Raw genomic sequence first — 20463 nt, forward strand, 5'->3', positions numbered from 1 at the left:
CGCACCATCAATCACGCAGCGACACCCAAAAGAAGACCCACAACACCTCATAAAAATTTCAAAAAACGGGTACAACCACATGCCTTCGCAAAACTCCACCCTGGCCGCGCGCCCGGGCACCCCGCACGCCGGCATCGGCAACAAGATCCGCGGCGCCCTTGCCGTGGGTAAAACCCGCTGGGGCATGCTGGCCCTGGTGTTCTTTGCCACCACCCTCAACTACATCGACCGCGCCGCCCTGGGCGTGATGCAACCGATCCTGGCCAAGGAAATGAGCTGGACGGCGATGGACTACGCCAACATCAACTTCTGGTTCCAGGTCGGCTACGCCATCGGTTTTGTGCTGCAAGGCCGGCTGATCGACCGCGTGGGCGTCAAGCGCGTGTTTTTCTGCGCAGTACTGCTGTGGAGCCTGGCCACCGGTGCCCATGGCCTGGCCACTTCGGCCGTCGGCTTTATGGTCTGCCGCTTTATCCTCGGGCTGACCGAAGCCGCCAACTACCCGGCCTGCGTGAAGACCACGCGCCTGTGGTTCCCCGCCGGTGAGCGTGCGGTGGCCACCGGTATCTTCAACGCCGGTACCAACGTCGGCGCAATGATGACGCCGATGCTGCTGCCGCTGATCCTGCATGTGTGGGGCTGGCAGGCTGCGTTCCTGTGCATGGCGTCGCTGGGCGCGATCTGGCTGGTGTTCTGGGGTTTGAAGTACTACAACCCGGAAGACCACCCGAGCGTCAAACAATCCGAACTGGACTACGTGCAACGGGAAGTCGAGCCGGAACAACCTGGCGTACCGTTCAGCCGCATCCTGCGCATGCGCGGCACCTGGGCCTTTGCCGTCGCCTATGCACTCACCGCACCGGTATTCTGGTTCTACCTGTATTGGCTGCCGCCGTTCCTGAACCAGCAGTACAACCTGGGCATCAACGTGACACAGATGGGTATCCCGCTGATCATCATCTATCTGACCGCCGACTTCGGCAGTGTGGGTGGGGGGATTCTCTCGTCCTTCCTGATCGGCCGCGGGATGAACTCGATCAAGGCGCGGTTGCTGTCGATGCTGCTGTTTGCCTGCTGCATCGTCGGCGTGATCATGGCGGCCGGCTCCAGCCAGCTGTGGGTCGCGGTGTTTGCCATCTCCCTGGCCATCGGCGCGCACCAGGCCTGGACCGCCAACATCTGGAGCCTGGTGATGGACTACACGCCCAAGCACATGATGAGCACAGTGTTCGGTTTTGGCGGCATGTGTGCGGCCATCGGCGGCATGTTCATGACCCAGATCGTCGGCCACATCCTTACCGTGACCAATAACAACTACACCGTGTTGTTCACCCTGATCCCGGCGATGTACTTCATTGCGCTGACCTGGATGTACTTCATGGCACCGCGCAAGATTCCTGCCGTAGAGGTGTGATCACCTGCGCCGCTGCTGCCAGGCAGCGGCCAGACCGCTCATGCAGATCACCCCGATGCCGACCACCGTGGTCACATCGGGGGTATGGTTGAACACCAGCCAACCCAACAACCCCGCGAAGACGATCTGGCAATAGCCGAACGGCGCCAGCAAGGCCGGTGCCGCGAAGCGGAACGCCTGGGTCAGCATCAAGTGTGCGGTCATCCCAAAGGTGCCCAGCGCCAGCATCAACACCCCATGCCACAGCGTGGGAACCTGCCAGAAGAACGGCACCATCGCACTCATCACCAAGGTATTGCACAGCCCGGCGAAGAAGTTGCTGGTGGTGGGCGTGTCGTATTGGCTGAGGATGCGCGTGAGCAGTTGGTAGAAGCAGAAGAACAGCGCCGAGCACAGCGGCAGTAACACCGCAGGCGTGAACAACTCACCGCCTGGGTGAATGATCACCAGCACGCCGACAAACCCGCAGATCACCGCCAGCCATTGGCCGCGTGTCACGTGCTCGCCGAGCAGCGGCACCGACAGTGCTGTCACCAGGATCGGCGCAAGGAAGTTCACCGCCGTGGCTTCCGCCAACGGGATGTAATGCAACGCCGTGGTGAAAAACAGGCTGGTGCCCAACAGGCACAAGGCGCGCACCACCTGCATCCCCGGGCGTTTACTGCGCAGCACGCGCAGCCCCGATTGCGGCAGGAAAATCCCGGCCATCAGCAAGGTGTGCACCACGTAGCGCGCCCACACCACCATCACGATCGGGTAGAACCCGGCCAGGTATTTGGACAAGGCATCGTGGCTGGAGAACAGGAATGTCGCCAACACGATCAGCAAAATGCCTTTGAAGGGATGGTTGACGCCGGAAAGGGGGGTGCTGACAGTCATGGAATTCTCTTGCGTGGCGAGCGGAACGCTGAGCACTGAACGAAGCAGTGCTCAACCCGGTAATCTAGCAGCCGGGCTGGAGTCTGCCCCAAGAGCATAACCAAACACCGGGCGAACAGCGCACTAAATCACTGGATTCGAGTCCAACACAGCACCTTAGCCCTCGCATTGCGTACTTTTTAACCAAGGCCTCGCCGCTATGAAAAAAATCCTCTTTGTTCTTCCTGCCCTTGCCCTGCTGACGGCCTGCAACCAGGAATCCGCGCCAGCGCCCAAACCCGCGCCGCCTTCCGTGCAGGCCACCCTGGTACCCGAAACCCCGCCCACGGATAAATGGGTCGGCAAATGGATCGGTGTCGAAGGCCTGCACCTGACCATCGCCAAGGACGACAGCATCGGCCGTGGCCACTACGTCCTCACCATGCAATACGGCCTCGACGCCGACGACTCGGGCACCTTCAAGGGTGAAGCGGCCGAAGACGGCATCGCCTTCACCCGCCCGGACGGCCCGCAATTGCTGCGCGCCGGCGATGGCGAAGCGACCGGGCTGAAATGGCTGGCGGATAAAAAAGACTGCCTGATCGTCGCCACCGGCGAAGGCTATTGCCGTTAATACCGACCATACTCAATCACGGTTAGCACACAGAGGATTGCCCCATGCTATGGAAAAAAGGCCGACGCAGCGACAACGTGGTGGATGCCCGCGATGACAGTGGCGGCGGCGGTGGCGGGATGCGTTTTGGTGGCGGCAAGGGCCTGAGCCTGACCGCAATTGTGCTGATCGTCGGCATCGGCTGGCTGACCGGCCAGGACCCGTTGCAGATCCTCGGCCAGTTGACCGGCCAGATGGAGCAGGCGCCCTCGGTGAGCACGCAGTCGCGCCAGGCGCCGCCGGCCAACGATGAGCAAGCCGACTTCGTACGGGCGGTGCTGGGCGATACCGAAGACACCTGGGGCCAGGTGTTCCAGGAAAACGGCCTGACCTATAAAAACCCCAAACTGATTCTGTTCCGTGGCCGGGTCAATTCCGCCTGTGGTGGCGCCACCTCGGCCAGCGGCCCGTTCTATTGCCCGGCGGATCAGCAGGTGTACCTGGACCTGGATTTCTTCCGGGAAATGTCGCAGCGCTTCCAGGCTGCCGGCGATTTCGCCCAGGCCTATGTGATCGCCCACGAGGTCGGGCACCACGTACAAACATTGCTGGGCATTTCGTCGAAGATCCAGGCCGCACGCCAGCAAGGCCGGCAGATGCAAGGCGACGGTGGCCTGCTGGTGCGCCAGGAGCTGCAAGCCGACTGCTTCGCCGGTGTGTGGGCCAACCGTGCGCAAAAGCGCCTGAACTGGCTGGAGCCTGGCGATATTGAAGAAGCGCTGAATGCGGCCAACGCCATCGGCGATGACCGCTTGCAGCAACAGGGCCAGGGGCGCGTGGTGCCGGACTCGTTTACCCACGGCACCTCGGCACAGCGGGTGCGCTGGTTCAAGACCGGCTTCGCCCAGGGCCAGATCACTCAATGCGACACGTTCGCTGCCAAGAGCCTATAAATGAATCAACGATTGGGACTGCTGTTGGGCCTGTTGCTCATCTCATCATCCGCCTGGGCCGCCGAGCATGGCGTCAAGGTGGTCAGTCCCGATCGTTTTCACCTCGACGCTGGTGACCTCAGCCTCGGCGTGAGCCAGGACTGGCGCCAGCCACTGCCCAACGTCACCCGCGCCTTGATCATCGTGCACGGGCGCCTGCGTAATGCGCAGACCTATCTGAAAAGCGGAATCGATGCCGCCGAACACGCCGGGGTTGCCGCCACCACCCTGGTGATCGCGCCGCAGTTTCTGAACGGGTCCGACATGCAGCGCAACCACCTGGACAGCCAAGTGCTGCGTTGGAAGGGCAATGACTGGATGGCCGGCGAAACCTCGACCGGCCCGGGCCAGATCAGCTCTTTTGGCGCCCTCGACCAGCTCATCAAGCACCTGGGCAACCGCACGCTGTTCCCGGCGCTCAAGGAAATCGTGGTCGCCGGTCACTCCGGCGGTGGCCAGGTGGTGCAGCGCTTCGCCCTCACCGGCCACGCCCACCCTACCCTGCAAACCGAGGGCATCCGCCTGCGTTATGTGGTGGCCAACCCCTCGTCCTATGCCTACTTCAGCCCACAGCGGCCGGTGAAGTTCGAGATCGCCAGTTGTCCAGGCTTCAACGCCTGGAAGTACGGCATGCAGCACCTGCCGGCCTACGCCAACGGCCAAAATGCCGAGCAGCTGGAGCAAGCCTACGTATCACGCCCCATCACTTACCTGCTGGGCCAGCAGGACACCGACCCGAACCACCCGGCACTGGATAAAAGCTGCGAAGCCGAGACCCAGGGCGCGTATCGGCTGATTCGCGGGCACAACTACTTTGACTACCTCAAGCAGCGCCATCCGCAGTTGAGCCAGACGCTGGTGGAAGTGCCGGGGGTGGGGCATGACGGGGATGGGATGTTTACTTCGCCCGAAGGGCAGAAGGTACTGTTTAAGCAATAACTGACGAAACCGCCCCTCCCACATTTGATCTCTATTGCTTGGGTTAGATCATCCGGCGCAATGCAGCACAATCTGCAGCATGCCAATCCGCCAGCTCCGGCCACGGGTTCTCCGGCAGGTTGACCAACACCGTCCTGGTCCCCGCCGCCCGGCCGCAGTCCAGGTCAAAACGGTAATCGCCGACCATCACCATCTCGCTCGGCGATACATCCCACGCCGCCGCCAATTTCAACAACCCACCCGGATCGGGCTTAGGCGGCGCATCGTCGCGACCCAGCACATCGTCCACGGCAAAGCAGTCCGCCAGGCCAATCGCCTCCAGGGTGATATGCGCCAACTCCCGCGCGTTGCGGGTCAGGATACCCAGGCGATAACCGCGCCCGGCCAGCTCGCGCACCAGCTCCACCGCACCGTCCGCAGCGACCGAACCCAGCGCCAGCTCGCGCTCATGTTCGAGCAGCCAGGCGTGCTTGGCCGCTGCGATGTCCGCCGGCAAGGCGGCGAGGTGGGTGAGGATGTCGTCCTCGGGGGGAATGTCCAGGGCCACGCGAATCGCCGCAAAGTCATGCACCGCTACCGTCAGGGTGCCGTCCATGTCGAACACCCAGTGCTTAACGTCCGTCAGGCTCATGCCCAATCCTTGCGATGGCGAATCAAGCCTTCCTGGGTCACCGACGCCACCAGTTGCCCGGCGCGGTTGTACACGCTACCGCGGGAGAACCCACGGGAATTGCCGGCCCACGGGCTGTCCATGGCGTACAGCAACCAGTCATCGGCACGCAGGTCGGCGTGGAACCACAGCGCGTGGTCGAGGCTGGCGACCTGCATGTCTTTCTGCCACACGGTCTTGCCGTGGGGCAGCAAGGAGGTGGTCAGCAGGCCGAAATCCGAGGCGTAGGCCAGCAGGTATTTGTGCAGCGCCGGCGTATCCGCCAGGGCACCATCGGCCCGAAACCACACGTATTTGACCGGGTCGGACGGCTGCGGGTTGAACGGGTCTTTTTCGGTGACCGGGCGCACTTCGATCGGCTTGGGGCACAGCAGCTTGTCGCGCATATGCTCGGGGATCAGGTGCGCGCGCTGCTGGGTCAGTTCCAGCTCCGACGGCAGGTTTTCCGGGCCGACCACCACGGGCATGGTGGTCTGGTGCTCGAAGCCGGCCTCGTCGTACTGGAACGAAGCGCTGCAGGTGAAGATCGGGTGGCCCTTCTGGATCGCCGTCACGCGGCGCGTGCTGAAACTGCCGCCATCGCGTACGCGGTCGACCGAATACACCACCGGCAACTTCGCATCGCCGGGGCGTAGGAAATAACCGTGCAGGGAATGCACGTGGCGCGCTTCTTCGACGGTCTGGCTCGCGGCCGACAGCGACTGGCCGAGCACCTGGCCACCGAACAGTTGGCGAAAACCCAGGTCCTGGCTGCGGCCGCGAAAGAGGTTTTCCTCGATCGGTTCCAGGGTCAGCAAGTCCACCAGATCTTCCAATACTTGGCTCATAGAGCAACTCCTACAACAATCGATAGGGCATTCCGGGCTGCTTATCCGTGCAGCGTGTCCAACCATTGGGCGCGGGTGATGCGGTACAAAACGTGGGGGCGCAGCGGGTCATCGGCTGCGACCTTGGGGTGTTCAAAATCTGCCAGGGGATCGTAATGCATACCGATGGCCTGCATGACTTTTTGTGATGGCAGATTGGCTTGAGTGGTGAAGGCGACAATTTCGTCCAACTGCAAACGGTCGAAACCACAGCGCAGCGCGGTCCAGGCCGCCTCACTGGCATAACCCAGGCCCCAATGCTCACGGGCCAGGCGCCAGCCGATTTCCACCGCCGGGGTAAAGCCCGCTTCGAAGCTGACGTTCTGCAACCCGGTCAGGCCGATAAACTCACCGGTGTCCTTGCGTTGCAAGGCCCACAGGCCAAAGCCATATTCGGCGAAGTGGCCGCGAATCCGGCCGATCAAGGCGGCACTTTCCAGGTGGCTCAATTTGGCCGGGAAATAGCGCATCACCTGCGGGTCGGCGCACATGCGCGCAAATTCCGTCAGGTCGGCATCGCGCCACTGGCGCATAACCAGGCGCGCGCTTTCCAATTGCAATATCGCCTCCATGGGTCCCCTCCCCTTGCCATGTGCGTGAGTGTACAGCGCTGTTAAGATCCTTCGCAGATCCCCGTCAGAAAATCCCATGCCTTTGCCATTGATCTACCACGATGACTACAGCCCTGAGTTCCCGGCAGACCACCGGTTCCCCATGGACAAGTTCCGCCTGCTGCGTGACCACCTGGTGGCCAGCGGCCTGACCGAAGACAGCCAATTGCTGCGCCCGCCGTTGTGCCCGCGGGAGATTCTGGCCCTCGCCCATGAGCCTGGGTATATCGAACGCTACATGAGCGGCGAGTTGTCCCGCGAAGACCAACGGCGCCTTGGCCTGCCCTGGAGCGAAGCCCTGGCCCGGCGTACCGTGCGTGCGGTCGGTGGCTCGATCCTGGCGGCGGAGCAAGCCCTGGAACACGGCATGGCCTGCCACCTCGCGGGCGGCACCCACCACGCCCACTACGACTACCCAGCGGGCTTTTGCATCTTCAATGACCTGGCAGTGATCAGCCGTTATCTGCTGGATAGCGGCCGGGTCAACCGCGTGCTGATCTTCGACTGCGACGTGCACCAGGGCGATGGCACCGCGCGCATCCTCCACGACACGCCGGATGCAATCACCGTGTCCCTGCACTGCGAAAAGAACTTCCCCGCCCGCAAGGCCCAGAGCGATTGGGACATCCCGCTGCCCATGGGCATGGGCGATGCCGAGTACCTCCAGGTGGTGGACGATGCCCTCAACTACCTGCTGCCGCTCTACCAGCCGGACCTGGTGCTGTACGACGCCGGCGTCGATGTGCACAAGGATGACGCCCTCGGTTACCTCAAGCTGACAGACGCAGGCGTAGCCGCTCGCGATGAAAGCGTGATGCGCCATTGCCTGGGCCGCGACATCCCGGTGATGGGCGTGATTGGCGGCGGCTACAGCAAGGACCGTCCCGCCCTGGCCCGTCGCCACGGCATCCTGCACCACAGCGCCCAGCGGGTATGGACGTCATCAGGTTGTCATTGAAAGGTGGGCGTTACCCACAATGCCTGTGGAACGGCCTGTGGATAACTTGAGCGTAAGCGTCTGAGAGCCTGTATCCGTAAAGCCTGTAGAAAGCTGTACGTTTTTTGATCAGGCAGCGCCGCGCTCCTCGGGTAGAATGCTCGGCTTATTTTCCGCGATCGTAGCCCTGCCCATGCCCGACATTTCCTCACGACACGTCACCATCATCGGCGGCGGCCCAGCCGGGCTGATGGCCGCCGAAGTCTTGAGCCTGGCCGGGGTGCAGGTTGACTTGTACGACGGCATGCCGTCGGTGGGGCGCAAATTCCTGCTGGCTGGCGTGGGCGGCATGAACATCACCCACTCCGAAGCGTACTCGGCGTTCCTGTCGCGCTACGCCGAGCGCGCACCGAACATCGCACCGTTGCTGCGGGGGTTTGGTGCCGAGGCGTTGTGCGAGTGGATTCATGGCCTGGGTATCCAGACCTTTATCGGCACCTCCGGCCGCGTGTTTCCTACGGATATGAAAGCCGCCCCGCTGCTGCGCGCCTGGCTCAAGCGCCTGCGCGACCAGGGTGTGGTTATCCACACCCGACACCGTTGGTTGGGGTGGAGCGCCGACGGTGATCTACTTATCCACAGCCCTGAAGGCGAGAAAACCGTCCGTAGCGATGCGCTCCTCCTGGCCCTCGGCGGCGGCAGCTGGTCGCGGCTGGGCTCCGACGGCGCGTGGCTCAAGCTGCTGGAAGACAAAGGCGTGCCCTACGTAGCGCTACAACCGAGCAACTGCGGCTTTGAGGTGGAAGGCTGGAGCAAATTGATGGTCAGCAAATTCGCCGGCGCGCCGCTGAAAAACGTCGCCATCGGCCTGGGGGATGACAAGCCGCGACTCGGCGAATGCGTGATCACGGCCACCGGTATCGAGGGCAGTTTGATCTACGCGCTGTCGGCGCCGATTCGTGAGGCAATCAATCGCAACGGTTCGGCCACGGTGCATATCGACTTGCTGCCCAGCAAACCGTTGGACAAGGTTCAGGCGGCGCTGGCCAAGCCGCGTGGCTCACGCTCGATGAGCAAGCATTTGCACAGTCAATTGGGCCTCGATGGGGTCAAGGCGGCGCTGTTGCGCGAGTTGGCGCCCGCCGAACACTTCAACAATCCGGCGCAGTTGGCGGGGGCTATCAAGGCGTTGCCGCTGACATTGGTGAAGACACGTCCGATGGATGAAGCCATCAGCACCGCAGGCGGCGTGCCGTTTGAAGCGTTGGATGAGCGCTTGATGCTCAAGCAATTGCCTGGGGTGTTTTGTGCGGGGGAGATGCTGGACTGGGAAGCGCCGACCGGCGGGTATTTGCTGACGGGGTGTTTTGCCAGTGGCAGAGCGGCTGGGCGGGGGATGTTGGAGTGGCTCAACCGCTGAGATCTGCGGTGAATTCAAAGCCGCCATCGGGGGCAAGTCGAATCGTCGCACCGCCCCTCCCACATTTTTGATCTGTGAATACATTCAAACTGTGGGAGGGGCGGTGCGACGATTCGACTTGCCCCCGATGAGGCCCTTAGCAGCACCTCAAAACTTACTTCTTCTTACGCGGCCCAGTATTAAAAACAGGCACCTTACGCACCGGCTTGATCGAAGGCTCCGACGGCGCCACTTCACCACTGTCCACCCACTTGCCGAGGTTGCGCTTACCACCGCCACCACCGGAAGCCTTAGGCTTCTTCGGTTTTTTCGGTTTCTTCACCACCTGACCGCTGGCATCGGTGTCCGGCACGCGGTGCTCCGGCTCGAAGTCCTGTTCCATCTTGCGGGTCAAGGTCTGGCGGGTCAGCATCTCGATGGCCGACAGCATGTTGACTTCATCGGCGCACACCAGGGAAATCGCCTCACCGGTGTTGCCCGCGCGACCGGTCCGGCCGATGCGGTGGATGTAGTCCTCGGCCACGATCGGCAGGTCGAAGTTGACCACCAGCGGCAGGTCTTCAATGTCCAGGCCGCGGGCAGCGACGTCGGTGGCCACCAGGATCTGCACTTCGCTCGATTTGAAACGGTCCAGCGCACGCTGGCGCGTGGCTTGCGGCTTGTCGCCATGGATGCCATCGGCATTGATGCCCAGGCCCTGCAACTTATCCACCAGCGCATCCACGCCGTTACGGGTCTTGGCGAACACCAGCACCTGCTTCCAGCGGCCTTTGCGCATCAGGTGCACAAACAGCTCCGCCTTGCGCTTCTTGTCCACCGGCACCACCCATTGCTTGACGGTGTTGGCGGCGACGTTGCGCGGGCTGACTTCGATGGTCAGCGGGTCGTTGAGCATCTGCCCGGCCAGCTGGCGGATGTCATCGGAGAAAGTCGCGGAGAACAGCAGGGTCTGGCGCTTTTTCGGCAGCATGCGGTAGATGTTCGCCAGTTCTTCGGAGAAGCCCAGGTCGAGCATGCGGTCGGCTTCATCCAGCACCAGGGTTTGCAGCTGGTTGAGTTTCAGCGCGTTCTGGCGGAACAGGTCGATCAGGCGGCCCGGCGTAGCGACCAGTATGTCGACACCCTTGCGCAGCTTCATCATCTGCGGGTTGATGCTCACGCCGCCGTACACCGCGTAGGTGGTGAGCGGCAGGTTTTGGGCGTATTCGGCAACGCTGGCGTGAACCTGCTCGGCCAGCTCGCGGGTCGGGCACAAGATCAGCGCGCGCGCCGAGTTGGCGGCCACTTTCGGCCCTTCCATGGTCAGCAGTTGCAGCAATGGCACGGCAAAACCGGCGGTTTTACCGGTACCGGTCTGAGCCGCGGCCATCAGGTCGCGACCGGCCAGCACCGCCGGAATGGCTTGCGCCTGCACCGGCGTCGGGGTCTGGTAGCCAAGCGTCTCAAGGGCGCGCAGCAAGGGTTCGATCAGGCCAAGTGTGGCGAAAGTCATGTGTTTACCGTAGGAAAAATTCAGCGCAAGGGCGTAATGCGCGGCAGTTTACCTTATTTCCGGCTTGGGCTTTCGCCACTGGGGCAGACTGATCAACAGCACGGCGCTGATAATCACCAGCATGGCCAAACCCTCTTCCAGGCCGATGGATTCACCCACGAACACAATCCCCAGTAACACCGCCACCGCCGGGTTCACATAGGCATAGCTGGTCGCGGCCGCCGGGCGTACATGCTTGAGCAGGTACATATAGGCGTTGAAGGCGATGATCGAGCCGAACACCGTCAGGTAGGCCAAGGCCAGCCAGCCTTCCAACGGCGGCACGGCCTTCAAGTGTTCACCGGTGAGCACGCTGGCGATCAACAGCGTCACACCGGCCACCAGCATTTCTGCAGCACTGGCCATGGCGCCCGGCGGCAACGGCAGGCGCCGACTCCACACCGAACCAAATGCCCACGACGCCGCCGCAAACAGCAATAAGGCCGCGCCCATGGGGCTCGACTGCAATGTGCTGCCCATGTTGAGCATGGCGATACCGATCATGCCCAGAATCACCCCGGCCCATTCCAGCCGGGTATTGCGCGCGCCCCAGAAATAACCACACAGCAAGGTGAACAACGGCACGGTCGCCACCGCCAGCGCCGCCACGCCGGACGACACCCCGGTGTGCTCGGCCACACTCACTGCGCCATTACCGAAGGTCAGCAGCAAAATGCCGATCTTGGCAGCGGCCTTCCACTGCTCCCAGGTCGGCGCCGGCGCCCCGCGCCAACGCAAAAAGCCATACATCGCCGCACCGGCCAGCAAAAAACGAATCCCGCCCAGCATCAGCGGCGGCCAGTATTCAACGCCGATGCGAATCACCAGGTAGGTAGACCCCCAGATGACATACAGCGCAAAAAAGGCGGCGATCAACGGTAAAGGAAAGCGACGTGGGCCAGGCATTGGGCGGCTCGAAGGCAGATATAAGAGAGGTTTATTCTAAAAAAGCAGGTTATTAAACATAAGTTACAAAACCTGTTTAAACCGCCCATACACTTTTCAAAGCATGGTTATCAGGGCTATAACCCGTGCTTTCGAAAGCCACGCGCAACTGGAGCCTTATATGGACAAATACGACCGCATGCTCCTCAGCGCCCTGCTCGAAGACGGCCGCGCCTCCTACGCGCAACTGGCCCGCACGGTAAACCTCTCCGCCCCCGCCGTGGCCGAACGCGTGGCCAAGCTGGAAGCCAGTGGAGTGATCACCGGGTACCAGGCCAAGGTGGATTTTTCGAAGGTGGGCCTGCCGATTCAGTGCGTGATTGAACTGCGGCTGACCAACCACGGCAGCCAGAAGGTCTATGACGCCTTGGCCGAAATCCCGGAACTGACCGAATGCCACCGGGTCACGGGCGATCCGTGCGTGATCATGCAAGCGGCCGTGGGCTCGATGCCGGAATTGGAGAATCTGATCAATCGGCTGGCGAAGTTCGGGTTCAGCAAGACCTCGATTATTTTGTCGAGCGCGATAGAGCGGCGGGTGCCGTTGGGGCAGTTGGAAACCAATGGCAAAAATGGTGGCTGATCTACCACCATCGGGAGCAAGCCCCCTCCCACAGTTTGATGTGTGAATACATTCAAAATGTGGGAGGGGGCTTGCTCCCGATGGCGTCAGTGGCTGCACTGCAAATTCGAGCGTTCAACAATCAAGTCAACTATCTGCTTGATGGTAGTGATGTGATCCCAATCTTCCTGCGTCGCTTGCAAGTTGAATTGCCACTTGATCTGCATGACAAAGCAGGTCAAATCATCATCAATAATCTTGAAGTCATGGATGAAGTCCGTTTGCTCCGTGACCTGACTTCGGTCGATGAAACCGATGATATCGACGAATAGCTGAATCACCTTTTCGCTGATCTCGGCTCTCATTTAGTCAGCGTCCTTTTCTTCGTCCCGAATAACTGAACAGATACCAGAGGGCGGTTTTCAATTGCCAGCAAGATCGGTCCCATTCATATGAGGGAAATTTCCGAGCGAGTGTTGATCCCTTGCTCCGTCCAGGCTGCACGACTAATCTGGCCCGCGTCATCGGCCCTTCGATGACCGGAAGTGCAAGCCGAAATTGACGGAAGGAGCGAGTCAAATATCTTGGAGTTCTCAACATGGTCAAAGCAACTTCCGCATCAACCGACACTCAGTCAAAGTTCCTCAGCGAAGACGCCCTGCTCAATCGCCGAGCCATCGACTACTACCTCAAAGCCTGCGCCCCGGATGCCCCGCCCTTCATTCTGAATGACAACCTGAGCCTCGAGGACGCCCTCGCCAATGCGGCGGATTTGCTGCATTGCGCGGTGGGCACTGCGCACTCGTCGGGTGAGGCGATGGATGTGCAGCAGCGGGCGGTGATGCATTTGGTGGAGATGGCGAAGGGGGTGGTGGATCGGGCGTTGGAGTGTGTGCAGCCTCGATGAACGACAGATAACCAATGTGGGAGGGGGCTTGCTCCCGATAGCTGAGTGTCAGTCACCAGATGTACTGGCTGACACACTGCAATCGGGAGCAAGCACCCTCCCACATTTTTTTGAACGGCGTTGTTCTATCAGAACCCGCGATGCTTCTTCAGATGCTCATTGATCTTCGCCGCTGGCACCTTCTGCAGGGTGCACAGCAGGTCGTGGGACAGTTCGCGCAAGCCGTGGGTACGCCGCAGTTCCTGGGCCAGGTGCGCCGTGAGGTTGGCGGCCATTTCCGCATCCGCCAGCGCTCGGTGAGCCTGGCCGGTGTGGGGCAGTTGGGCGTAGGTGTTGAGGGTGCCGAGCTTGTGGTTGGGCGCCGCCGGCATCAGGCGGCGGGCCAGCAGCAGGGAGCAGGCGAATTTTTGCAGGCGGGTGCGGCGGATCAGGCCGAGTTCGAAATCCCAGAATTTCTGGTCGAACGCAGCGTTGTGCGCCATCAGCGGCGTGGTGCCGACGAATTCGTTGACTTCGTTCATCACCCGCTCGGCCGGCGGGGCGCTGCGCAGCATGGCGTTGCTGATGCCGGTGAGTTGCTCGATAAAGCCCGGCACGCGCACGCCTGCGTTCATCAGGCTCTGGTAGCGGTCCACAATCTGGCCGCGTTCGAGGATAACCACCGCGATTTCCGTGGCCCGGCAATGGCTGCTCGGGGTGATGCCGGTGGTTTCAAAGTCGATGACCGCTATACGTTCCAAACCTGTTCCAACTCCGTCTAACCATTTATTTTTTGAGCCGCAGCGCTTATTTAAGCAACAACGCGCCTTCGATCGGCACGTAGCGGCTTGCGGCACGTATCAGTGAGTTGGCCGTCAGCCCCGGTACGCCGTAGGCCACGGCTTCGACGCCGTGCTTGTGGATGATGCGGTCGAGCAGCATGTCGAAGTCGCCGTCACCCGAGGCCAGCACAATTTCGTCGACGTGGTCGGCGGCGTCCATGATGTCGATGGTGATGCCCACGTCCCAGTCGCCCTTGGCCGAGCCGTCGCTGCGCTGGATATACGGCTTGAGCTTTACCGTGAACCCGAGGTTGCGCAGGATCTGCTGGAACTGCTGTTGCTTGCTGTCACCGCGGTCGATGGCATACGCATAGGCCTCGACGATCTGCCCCCGTGAACTGATATCAGCCCACAGGGCGGCATAGTTGAAATGGCAGCCATAGGCCTGGCGGACGGTGTAGTAGAGGTTTTGTACATCGGCGAACACTGCAATTTTCTTCACCGCACTTCCTCATGACAGCCAGGCGCCAGGGCCCGGAAAGGGTGCCAGTATGCCAGCCGCGAGAACGTTTCCGGGAAAAATCAGACCGGGGCGGCTCAGCGCCCCGGACCGGGAGTGTCAGACGAAGGAATCGTCGTCGCCGAAGGAGGAAGAATCGTCGGAATAGTCGCTATCGGCAAAGCTGTCGGAGGCGTTGTCGCTGCCCCAGCTGTCATTGCCGGCGAACTTCTGGTCATCGTTGCCCCAGTTGCCGTTGTCACTGGCGGGCGCCGGCTCTTCACGGATGATTTCTTCCACGACCTGCGGCTGTTGCGAGTTGTGGCTGAACAGGCTGCTGATGCCTTCGGCCAGCAACACACCACCGGCCACGCCCGCGGCGGTTTTCATCGCGCCACCGAGGAACCCGCTGCCAATGGGGGCGGCGGCAGGTTGTTGTGGCTGTTGATAGTTCTGTTGCGGCGCTGGCTGGCCAAAGGACGGCCGCGCCGGTTCACGCCAGCCACCGCCCGACGAGGCCGGAGCGCTCTGGGCCGGTTGCGGGTCACGGGAACCGCCGCCAAAAATGCTCGACAGGAAACCACCGCTGCTCGCCGGGGCCGGTTGTGCGGACTTGGCCCGCTGCAACTCATCCTGCAATTGCTGGATCTGCTGCGCCTGTTGCTTGTTCTGCGCGTCGAGACTCTTGAGCGCGTGTTCCTGCACCAGGATCGACTGGGTCATGTAGTACCCGGCGGCCGGTTGGCGAGTCATGTGCTCCTTGATCCGCGCTTCGGCCTGGGCGTCGCGGGGGGCTGAGTCCGTTTCGGCTTGTTGCAACCGTGAAAACAGTCCATCGATCAGGGTTTGCTCTTCGCTGTTCATGGCGACCTCGTTAGATTGCCGGTAAAAATCGTGGTCCTGCCTGTGATCAGGCCAGGTGCGTTCTAGTTATGGGGGTGTTACGAGTTGTTTCAATGGTCTTTACTCAAGGTTTACGTTTGCTTACCGCTGGCCATGATCGGTTAAAGTGTTGCCCTTGCTTTCAGGCCTGCGATGACCCCGATGAATCCGTTAGACGTATTGCGCGACTCCTTCCGTTTTACCCGAGGCAACCTGGGCGCAATCGTCCAACTGTGCCTGCCATTGGTGATCCTCGAAGCCCTGCTGCAGCAGCTGCTCGACCACACGCTCGGCGCGGATGCGTTCCCCGGCTACAGCGTGGTGGTGGGCTTGCTGGTGTACCCGCTGTACACCGGTGCCTTGATCCTGTTTCTCGACGCCCGCACCCGTGGCGAGTCGCCGCGCACCAAGGACATCTGGGCCATGGCCCTGACCCTGTGGCCGCGCTTCGCCCTGCTGACCGCCATGAGTACCTTGCTGATTTTGCTGGGCCTGTCGCTGTATTTCCTGCCGGGCCTGTGGCTGATGGTGGTGCTGGCGTTCGCCGAGTACCTGCTGGTGCTGCGCGGCATGTCGGCGCTGGAGGCGATGAAGGAAAGTCTGCGCCTGACCCGTGGGCATTTCTGGCGAATCCTGGTGTGCCTGTTGTGTGTGATGACACCGCTGTGGTTGCTCAAAGGCGCCAGCGTCGCGGCCTATCCCAACCCCGCGCCGTTGCTGGGGCTGCTGATGGACAGCGCCCACAGCTTCCTGCAACTGTTTACCAGCGTAGTCCTGTTCCGTTTATTCATGCTGATCGGTGGCGATGCCGACGCGCGGTGATATGCTCCACGCCACTCCTGAAACGCTATAAGCCGAGCCGATGACCCGTTTATTGCGCATCACCCTGCTGGGCCTGCTGATCGTTGCGGGCCCGCTGACGGCCCTGATCTACAGCCTGACCTGGCGCCCCGCCGCCAAGGAAACCCTGCCCGTCAGCTGCGTCGCGCCCCGTGCGCCAACCCTGTTGCCCGGGCAGGCGCTCAAGGTCATGACCTGGAACGTGCAATACCTGGCGGGCAAGAACTACGTGTTCTGGTACGACACCGCCGACGGCAGCGGCCCGGACGAACGACCTACCGTCGAAGACATGGCCGTCAGCCTCGACGAAGTGGCGCGGGTGATTCGTGACGAACAGCCCGACATCCTGCTGTTGCAGGAACTCGACGAGAACGCCAAGCCTTCCCACTATCAGGACCAGCTAGCGCTTTTGCAGGAGCGCCTGGTCGACCTCTACCCGTGCAGCGCCCAGGCGTTCGACTGGAAAGCCGACTTCGTACCCGACCGGCATATCTTCGGCAGCGTGGGCCGCAAGCTGGCGACCCTGAGCCGCTACCAGATCGAACACGCCGAGCGCCTGCAATTACCGGCGCCCGAGGCCAATATCATCAGCCGCCAGTTCCAACCCAAGCCGGCCTTGCTGTTGACCTACCTGCCACTGAGCGATGGCGGCCAACTGGCCGTGCTCAACACCCGCCTGGACGGTGATGCACCAGGGCGCAGTGCGGTGCAGGAGCAGGTGCAAACGACAGTGAAGCTGCTGGATAAATTCGAAGGCCGTGGCACGCCCTGGCTGATCGGCGGTGATTTCAACCTGCTGCCCCTGGGGCAGTTCCTGCGTTTGGATGCAGGCAAGCGCGGGCAGTATTCGCCGGACAGTGAGCTGCATTTACTGTGGGACAAGTACCCAATGATCCCGAGCAACAGCCAATCCAGCGGGATTGATCGTGAGAAATGGCTGACGCATTTCCCCAATGACCCGAGCATCGACGGCCCGGATCGCACCCTGGATTACCTGTTCTACAGCCCGCGAATCAAGCGGGTGGAGGCCAAGGTTAGGCAGGAGGATACGTTGCGTATTTCCAACCATTTGCCGGTGATTGCACGCTTCCTGCTGCCCGCCGCGCAATAACCCACACAACAAGATTAATGTGGGAGCAAGCCCCCTCCCACATTGGGATCCTTAGCGTTACGACTTTCGGGGTTTGATCCGCGCGGTCGGCTCGGCTATCAGCGGATCATCCGGCCAGTAATGCTTGGGATACCTGCCCTTCAGATCCTTCTTCACTTCGGCATAGGTACTGCGCCAGAAGTTCGCCAGATCCTGCGTCACCTGCACCGGCCGCCGCGCCGGCGACAATAGGTGCAACTTCACCACCTGGCGCCCGCCGGCAATGCGCGGGGTGTCGGCCAGGCCGAACAGTTCCTGCAAGCGCACCGCCAGGATCGGCGGATGTTCGCTGTAGTCCAAACGCACCGATGAGCCAGACGGCACTTTCACATGCTGCGGCGCCAGTTCGTCCAAGCGTTGGGGCAGCGGCCAGGGCAACAGGTTGTGCAGGTAGCTGGAAATATCCAGGTTGGCGAAATGGCTCAGGCGCGAGACTTTGCCCAGGTAGGGCATCAGCCAATGCTCCAGGCCGGCGAGCAAGGCGCGGTCGCTGACATCGGGCCATTCGCTGGTTTTGCCCGCGTCCAACTGGCGCAGCAGCAGGACGCGGGATTGCCATTGGCGCAGTTCAGGGGTCCAGGGCAGCAGCTCCAGACCCTTGCGCCGCACCAGGTTAACCAGCGCCTGGCTGCGTGCGGATTCGTCGAGACCGGTGAGCGGTTCGCGGCTGAGCACCAACTCGCCGACTTTGCGCTGGCGTTCGGCGCGCAGCACGCCTTCGCGCTCGTCCCAGTCCAGTTGGTCGACGTTGCACACTTGCTCGGCGAGGACCGTGTCGAACAGCGTCGGGTCAAAATCTGCCGCGAGGTAGATGCGTTCTTCGCGCTGGCCCTGGCGGCTGCCGAGGTCGGCGATCACCAGCCAAGGTTGTTTCATCAGGCTGTCGGCCTCGGCGAACAGCGCGGCGCGGCCGTTGGCCAAACGGTATTCGGCACCACCGGGGCGGCGTTGCTGGGCGACACGGTCCGGGTAGGCCAGCGCCAGCAACGCACCGAGCCAGCGCGGGTGGTCGGGGTCGGCCACCGGCTGAGTCGCCTGGCCTCTTAAATAGCCACGGTATTGCCGCGCCAGTTGCTTGGCGCGCTGCACGCCACCTTGAGTACCGCGCGCACGCTCTTCGCCGGACATCAGCGCCAGGCGGCTGTGCAGATCCGCGCCGCCACCGCGCAAAATATCGCGCTCGCCCAACAGTGCAGCGACATCACAGGCGGTGGCCGCAAGCCCCAGGTCCTGGCCGCGCAGCAGTAAATGGGCGATGCGTGGATGGGCCGGCAACTCGGCCATCTTCTGGCCATGAGCCGTGAGTCTTTCTTCATTCAAAGCCCCGAGGCGCACCAGCAAGTCCTGGGCCTGGGCATACGCAGCGGTCGGTGGTACGTCGAGCCACACGAGCTGCGTGGGCGTGACGCCCCAGCGCGCCAGCTGCAAGGCCAACCCTGCCAGGTCGGCCGCAAGGATTTCCGCACTGCCATACGCGGCCAGCCCTTCATGCTGGTCTTCGGACCACAACCGGTAACACACCCCCGGCTCCAATCGCCCGGCCCGGCCCGCGCGCTGGGTGGCGCTGGCGCGGGAGATGCGCTGGGTGTCGAGGCGGGTCATGCCGCTGCCGGGGTCGAAACGCGGCACCCGCGCCAACCCGGCATCGATCACCACGCGCACGCCGTTGATGGTCAGGCTGGTCTCGGCAATGTTGGTGGCGAGCACCACTTTGCGTTTACCGGCAGGGGCAGGATCGATGGCTGCGCGCTGGGCGTTGAGGTCCAGTTCGCCATGCAGCGGGCAGAGCAACACGTCAGGGCTATTCCCCAGGGCGTCGGCCAGTTGCTGGTTGACCCGGCGAATTTCCGCCTGGCCCGGCAGGAACACCAGCACGCTGCCGGTTTCATCGTGCAGGGCTTCCAGAATGGTTTGCACCACGCGCGGCTCGATGAATTCACCCGGCTGGTACGGCCGCCCCCAGCGCATCTGCACCGGGAACATGCGCCCCTCGCTGCGCAGGATCGGCGCGTTGTCCAATAGGCTGGCCAGGCGCTCGCCTTCGAGGGTGGCGGACATTAGCAGGATTTTCAGCGGTTGCTCGTCGCGAAACACATCGCGGCCGTTCAGGCTCAGGGCCAGTGCCAGGTCGGCGTCGAGGCTGCGTTCGTGGAATTCGTCGAAGATCAGCAGGCCCACACCGTCCAGTGCCGGATCGTCCTGCAGGCGGCGGGTAAGGATGCCTTCGGTGACCACTTCGATACGTGTAGTGGGCCCGACTTTGCTGTCGAGGCGGATGCGATAGCCGACGGTCTCACCGACTTTCTCCCCCAGTTCGCTGGCCAAGCGTTCCGCGGCGGCGCGAGCGGCCAAACGCCGGGGTTCGAGCATCAGGATGGTCTGCCCGGCCAGCCAAGGCTCATTCAACAAGGCCAAGGGTACGCGGGTGGTTTTACCGGCGCCGGGCGGCGCTTCCAGCACGGCTTCATGGCGATTCGCCAAGGCGTCACGCAGGGCGGGTAAAACATCATCGATCGGCAACGAATTCATACTGGCTCCAAAGCAGAGCGGCGAGTATAACGGCGAACTGCCGGATGCCGACGCTGGTCTCAATGGCAGTGCTATATAGTCCCGTATCAACCGTGTTCAGGAGAGTCTCCATGCGTATCGCTTCCCGTGTCATCGGCGGTGTCCTCGCCATCACCCTGCTGAGCCAACTGACGGCCTGCGGTTCGATTTTCTACCCGGACCGCCGTGGCCAGATCGACGGCAAGATCGACCCGACCATTGCCGTGCTCGATGCCGTAGGCCTGTTGTTCTACGTGATCCCTGGCCTGATCGCGTTCGGCGTCGACTTCGCCACGGGCGCGATCTATTTCGAACCCGGCAAGACCGCCCAGGTCGCCCCGGAAAAACTCCACGAAGCCATCGGCGCCGACGGCAAGGTCGACAACGCCAAGCTGCAAAGCATCATCCAGAAGGAAACCGGCCGCACCCTGCCGCTGGACGACCCGCGCATGATCCAGTTCAAGGGCAGCGTGCAACAACTCGCGTCCCTGGGCCTGCAACCCGCCGGCTAAGGAACGT

General features: G+C 62.1%; 22 protein-coding genes. 11 read left to right on the forward strand and 11 right to left on the reverse strand.

Features of this window, described 5'->3' with window-relative positions:
• Nucleotides 1-79 precede the first annotated feature (79 nt).
• Nucleotides 80-1414 carry an MFS transporter gene (locus ACHPFG_RS27495; RefSeq protein ID WP_431700986.1) on the forward strand — a complete coding sequence of 445 codons (1335 nt, stop codon included), beginning with the start codon at nucleotides 80-82 and terminating at the stop codon, nucleotides 1412-1414.
• Here ACHPFG_RS27495 and ACHPFG_RS27500 read toward each other — a convergent pair whose 3' ends face one another.
• Entirely contained in the window at nucleotides 1415-2293 is an 879-nt protein-coding gene (locus ACHPFG_RS27500) for a DMT family transporter (RefSeq protein WP_431700987.1), read from the reverse strand.
• A 199-nt stretch (nucleotides 2294-2492) separates the two neighbouring features.
• Here ACHPFG_RS27500 and ACHPFG_RS27505 point away from each other — a divergent pair, with 199 nt between their 5' ends.
• The 3 genes from ACHPFG_RS27505 to ACHPFG_RS27515 are packed head-to-tail and all read left to right on the forward strand — an operon-like array spanning nucleotide 2493 to nucleotide 4816.
• The gene (locus ACHPFG_RS27505; RefSeq protein WP_431700988.1) at nucleotides 2493-2906 is read left to right on the forward strand and encodes a membrane lipoprotein lipid attachment site-containing protein; all 414 of its coding nucleotides are present in this window, start codon (nucleotides 2493-2495) and stop codon (nucleotides 2904-2906) included.
• Nucleotides 2907-2950: 44 nt separating this feature from the next.
• Complete coding sequence (ypfJ, locus tag ACHPFG_RS27510) at nucleotides 2951-3838, forward strand: KPN_02809 family neutral zinc metallopeptidase (RefSeq protein ID WP_431700989.1); 888 nt, start codon at nucleotides 2951-2953, stop codon at nucleotides 3836-3838.
• Nucleotides 3839-4816: an alpha/beta fold hydrolase gene (locus tag ACHPFG_RS27515; RefSeq protein WP_431700990.1), complete on the forward strand. Its 978-nt coding sequence runs from the start codon at nucleotides 3839-3841 to the stop codon at nucleotides 4814-4816. It abuts the gene before it with no gap.
• Nucleotides 4817-4859: 43 nt separating this feature from the next.
• Here ACHPFG_RS27515 and ACHPFG_RS27520 read toward each other — a convergent pair whose 3' ends face one another.
• The 3 genes from ACHPFG_RS27520 to ACHPFG_RS27530 are packed head-to-tail and all read right to left on the reverse strand — an operon-like array spanning nucleotide 4860 to nucleotide 6924.
• Nucleotides 4860-5447: an HAD family hydrolase gene (locus tag ACHPFG_RS27520; RefSeq protein ID WP_431700991.1), complete on the reverse strand. Its 588-nt coding sequence runs from the start codon at nucleotides 5445-5447 to the stop codon at nucleotides 4860-4862.
• Nucleotides 5444-6313 carry an acyl-CoA thioesterase II gene (tesB, locus tag ACHPFG_RS27525; RefSeq protein ID WP_027605282.1) on the reverse strand — a complete coding sequence of 290 codons (870 nt, stop codon included), beginning with the start codon at nucleotides 6311-6313 and terminating at the stop codon, nucleotides 5444-5446. The genes ACHPFG_RS27520 and tesB overlap by 4 nt, the downstream gene beginning before the upstream one ends.
• Nucleotides 6314-6354: 41 nt before the next feature.
• A complete protein-coding gene (locus ACHPFG_RS27530; RefSeq protein WP_431700992.1) occupies nucleotides 6355-6924 on the reverse strand; it encodes a GNAT family N-acetyltransferase in 570 nt (189 codons plus the stop codon).
• Between the two features lie 76 nt (nucleotides 6925-7000).
• On the opposite strand from ACHPFG_RS27530, the gene ACHPFG_RS27535 reads away from it, so the two are divergent.
• Together ACHPFG_RS27535 and ACHPFG_RS27540 are read left to right on the forward strand one after the other, a co-directional pair.
• Nucleotides 7001-7921, forward strand: a complete 921-nt coding sequence (locus ACHPFG_RS27535) for a histone deacetylase family protein (RefSeq protein WP_431700993.1) — start codon at nucleotides 7001-7003, stop codon at nucleotides 7919-7921.
• Nucleotides 7922-8093: 172 nt separating this feature from the next.
• Complete coding sequence (locus ACHPFG_RS27540; protein WP_431700994.1) at nucleotides 8094-9320, forward strand: TIGR03862 family flavoprotein; 1227 nt, start codon at nucleotides 8094-8096, stop codon at nucleotides 9318-9320.
• A 154-nt stretch (nucleotides 9321-9474) separates the two neighbouring features.
• Here ACHPFG_RS27540 and ACHPFG_RS27545 read toward each other — a convergent pair whose 3' ends face one another.
• Both ACHPFG_RS27545 and yedA read right to left on the reverse strand, forming a co-directional pair.
• Nucleotides 9475-10812: a DEAD/DEAH box helicase gene (locus ACHPFG_RS27545; RefSeq protein ID WP_340053782.1), complete on the reverse strand. Its 1338-nt coding sequence runs from the start codon at nucleotides 10810-10812 to the stop codon at nucleotides 9475-9477.
• Between the two features lie 48 nt (nucleotides 10813-10860).
• A complete protein-coding gene (gene yedA, locus ACHPFG_RS27550; protein ID WP_431700995.1) occupies nucleotides 10861-11757 on the reverse strand; it encodes a drug/metabolite exporter YedA in 897 nt (298 codons plus the stop codon).
• A gap of 160 nt (nucleotides 11758-11917) precedes the next feature.
• Here yedA and ACHPFG_RS27555 point away from each other — a divergent pair, with 160 nt between their 5' ends.
• Complete coding sequence (locus ACHPFG_RS27555) at nucleotides 11918-12379, forward strand: Lrp/AsnC family transcriptional regulator (RefSeq protein WP_431700996.1); 462 nt, start codon at nucleotides 11918-11920, stop codon at nucleotides 12377-12379.
• A gap of 86 nt (nucleotides 12380-12465) precedes the next feature.
• Here ACHPFG_RS27555 and ACHPFG_RS27560 read toward each other — a convergent pair whose 3' ends face one another.
• On the reverse strand, nucleotides 12466-12723 hold the full coding sequence (locus ACHPFG_RS27560) for an acyl carrier protein (protein WP_431700997.1): 258 nt from the start codon (nucleotides 12721-12723) through the stop codon (nucleotides 12466-12468).
• A 233-nt stretch (nucleotides 12724-12956) separates the two neighbouring features.
• On the opposite strand from ACHPFG_RS27560, the gene ACHPFG_RS27565 reads away from it, so the two are divergent.
• Nucleotides 12957-13265 carry a DUF6124 family protein gene (locus tag ACHPFG_RS27565; RefSeq protein WP_431700998.1) on the forward strand — a complete coding sequence of 103 codons (309 nt, stop codon included), beginning with the start codon at nucleotides 12957-12959 and terminating at the stop codon, nucleotides 13263-13265.
• Nucleotides 13266-13393: 128 nt separating this feature from the next.
• On the opposite strand, the gene ACHPFG_RS27570 is transcribed toward ACHPFG_RS27565, so the two are convergent.
• The 3 genes from ACHPFG_RS27570 to ACHPFG_RS27580 all read right to left on the reverse strand — a co-directional run bounded on the left by ACHPFG_RS27570 (nucleotide 13394) and on the right by ACHPFG_RS27580 (nucleotide 15389).
• Entirely contained in the window at nucleotides 13394-14005 is a 612-nt protein-coding gene (locus tag ACHPFG_RS27570) for a 3'-5' exonuclease (RefSeq protein WP_115487532.1), read from the reverse strand.
• A 46-nt stretch (nucleotides 14006-14051) separates the two neighbouring features.
• Entirely contained in the window at nucleotides 14052-14528 is a 477-nt protein-coding gene (locus ACHPFG_RS27575) for an NYN domain-containing protein (RefSeq protein ID WP_024077544.1), read from the reverse strand.
• A 117-nt stretch (nucleotides 14529-14645) separates the two neighbouring features.
• Nucleotides 14646-15389 (reverse strand): DUF2076 domain-containing protein, encoded by a 744-nt coding sequence (locus ACHPFG_RS27580; RefSeq protein WP_223013462.1) that lies wholly within the window; start codon nucleotides 15387-15389, stop codon nucleotides 14646-14648.
• 180 nt (nucleotides 15390-15569) lie between these two features.
• On the opposite strand from ACHPFG_RS27580, the gene ACHPFG_RS27585 reads away from it, so the two are divergent.
• On the forward strand, nucleotides 15570-16229 hold the full coding sequence (locus ACHPFG_RS27585) for a YciC family protein (protein ID WP_092488567.1): 660 nt from the start codon (nucleotides 15570-15572) through the stop codon (nucleotides 16227-16229).
• 40 nt (nucleotides 16230-16269) lie between these two features.
• Nucleotides 16270-17358, forward strand: a complete 1089-nt coding sequence (locus ACHPFG_RS27590) for an endonuclease/exonuclease/phosphatase family protein (RefSeq protein WP_431700999.1) — start codon at nucleotides 16270-16272, stop codon at nucleotides 17356-17358.
• Between the two features lie 57 nt (nucleotides 17359-17415).
• Here ACHPFG_RS27590 and hrpB read toward each other — a convergent pair whose 3' ends face one another.
• Entirely contained in the window at nucleotides 17416-19926 is a 2511-nt protein-coding gene (hrpB, locus tag ACHPFG_RS27595; protein ID WP_431701000.1) for an ATP-dependent helicase HrpB, read from the reverse strand.
• 110 nt (nucleotides 19927-20036) lie between these two features.
• On the opposite strand from hrpB, the gene ACHPFG_RS27600 reads away from it, so the two are divergent.
• Nucleotides 20037-20456 carry a polyribonucleotide nucleotidyltransferase gene (locus ACHPFG_RS27600; RefSeq protein ID WP_131700121.1) on the forward strand — a complete coding sequence of 140 codons (420 nt, stop codon included), beginning with the start codon at nucleotides 20037-20039 and terminating at the stop codon, nucleotides 20454-20456.
• The last annotated feature ends 7 nt before the right edge of the window (nucleotides 20457-20463 follow it).

The sequence above is a fragment of the Pseudomonas sp. BR20 genome (assembly GCF_050780135.1).
In the GTDB taxonomy this organism is placed as follows: Bacteria; Pseudomonadota; Gammaproteobacteria; order Pseudomonadales; family Pseudomonadaceae; genus Aquipseudomonas.

Excerpts from the sequence above, each read along its gene's own strand:
- ACHPFG_RS27590 (WP_431700999.1), top strand. The coding sequence starts at position 16,270 with ATGACCCGTTTATTGCGCATCACCCTGCTGGGCCTGCTGATCGTTGCG.
- ACHPFG_RS27555 (WP_431700996.1), top strand. The coding sequence starts at position 11,918 with ATGGACAAATACGACCGCATGCTCCTCAGCGCCCTGCTCGAAGACGGC.
- ACHPFG_RS27500 (WP_431700987.1), bottom strand. The coding sequence starts at position 2,293 with ATGACTGTCAGCACCCCCCTTTCCGGCGTCAACCATCCCTTCAAAGGC.
- ACHPFG_RS27515 (WP_431700990.1), top strand. The coding sequence starts at position 3,839 with ATGAATCAACGATTGGGACTGCTGTTGGGCCTGTTGCTCATCTCATCA.
- ACHPFG_RS27540 (WP_431700994.1), top strand. The coding sequence starts at position 8,094 with ATGCCCGACATTTCCTCACGACACGTCACCATCATCGGCGGCGGCCCA.
- ACHPFG_RS27505 (WP_431700988.1), top strand. The coding sequence starts at position 2,493 with ATGAAAAAAATCCTCTTTGTTCTTCCTGCCCTTGCCCTGCTGACGGCC.
- ACHPFG_RS27580 (WP_223013462.1), bottom strand. The coding sequence starts at position 15,389 with ATGAACAGCGAAGAGCAAACCCTGATCGATGGACTGTTTTCACGGTTG.
- ACHPFG_RS27585 (WP_092488567.1), top strand. The coding sequence starts at position 15,570 with ATGAATCCGTTAGACGTATTGCGCGACTCCTTCCGTTTTACCCGAGGC.
- yedA (WP_431700995.1), bottom strand. The coding sequence starts at position 11,757 with ATGCCTGGCCCACGTCGCTTTCCTTTACCGTTGATCGCCGCCTTTTTT.
- hrpB (WP_431701000.1), bottom strand. The coding sequence starts at position 19,926 with ATGAATTCGTTGCCGATCGATGATGTTTTACCCGCCCTGCGTGACGCC.
- ACHPFG_RS27535 (WP_431700993.1), top strand. The coding sequence starts at position 7,001 with ATGCCTTTGCCATTGATCTACCACGATGACTACAGCCCTGAGTTCCCG.
- ACHPFG_RS27565 (WP_431700998.1), top strand. The coding sequence starts at position 12,957 with ATGGTCAAAGCAACTTCCGCATCAACCGACACTCAGTCAAAGTTCCTC.
- ACHPFG_RS27530 (WP_431700992.1), bottom strand. The coding sequence starts at position 6,924 with ATGGAGGCGATATTGCAATTGGAAAGCGCGCGCCTGGTTATGCGCCAG.
- tesB (WP_027605282.1), bottom strand. The coding sequence starts at position 6,313 with ATGAGCCAAGTATTGGAAGATCTGGTGGACTTGCTGACCCTGGAACCG.
- ypfJ (WP_431700989.1), top strand. The coding sequence starts at position 2,951 with ATGCTATGGAAAAAAGGCCGACGCAGCGACAACGTGGTGGATGCCCGC.
- ACHPFG_RS27520 (WP_431700991.1), bottom strand. The coding sequence starts at position 5,447 with ATGAGCCTGACGGACGTTAAGCACTGGGTGTTCGACATGGACGGCACC.
- ACHPFG_RS27495 (WP_431700986.1), top strand. The coding sequence starts at position 80 with ATGCCTTCGCAAAACTCCACCCTGGCCGCGCGCCCGGGCACCCCGCAC.
- ACHPFG_RS27560 (WP_431700997.1), bottom strand. The coding sequence starts at position 12,723 with ATGAGAGCCGAGATCAGCGAAAAGGTGATTCAGCTATTCGTCGATATC.
- ACHPFG_RS27600 (WP_131700121.1), top strand. The coding sequence starts at position 20,037 with ATGCGTATCGCTTCCCGTGTCATCGGCGGTGTCCTCGCCATCACCCTG.
- ACHPFG_RS27545 (WP_340053782.1), bottom strand. The coding sequence starts at position 10,812 with ATGACTTTCGCCACACTTGGCCTGATCGAACCCTTGCTGCGCGCCCTT.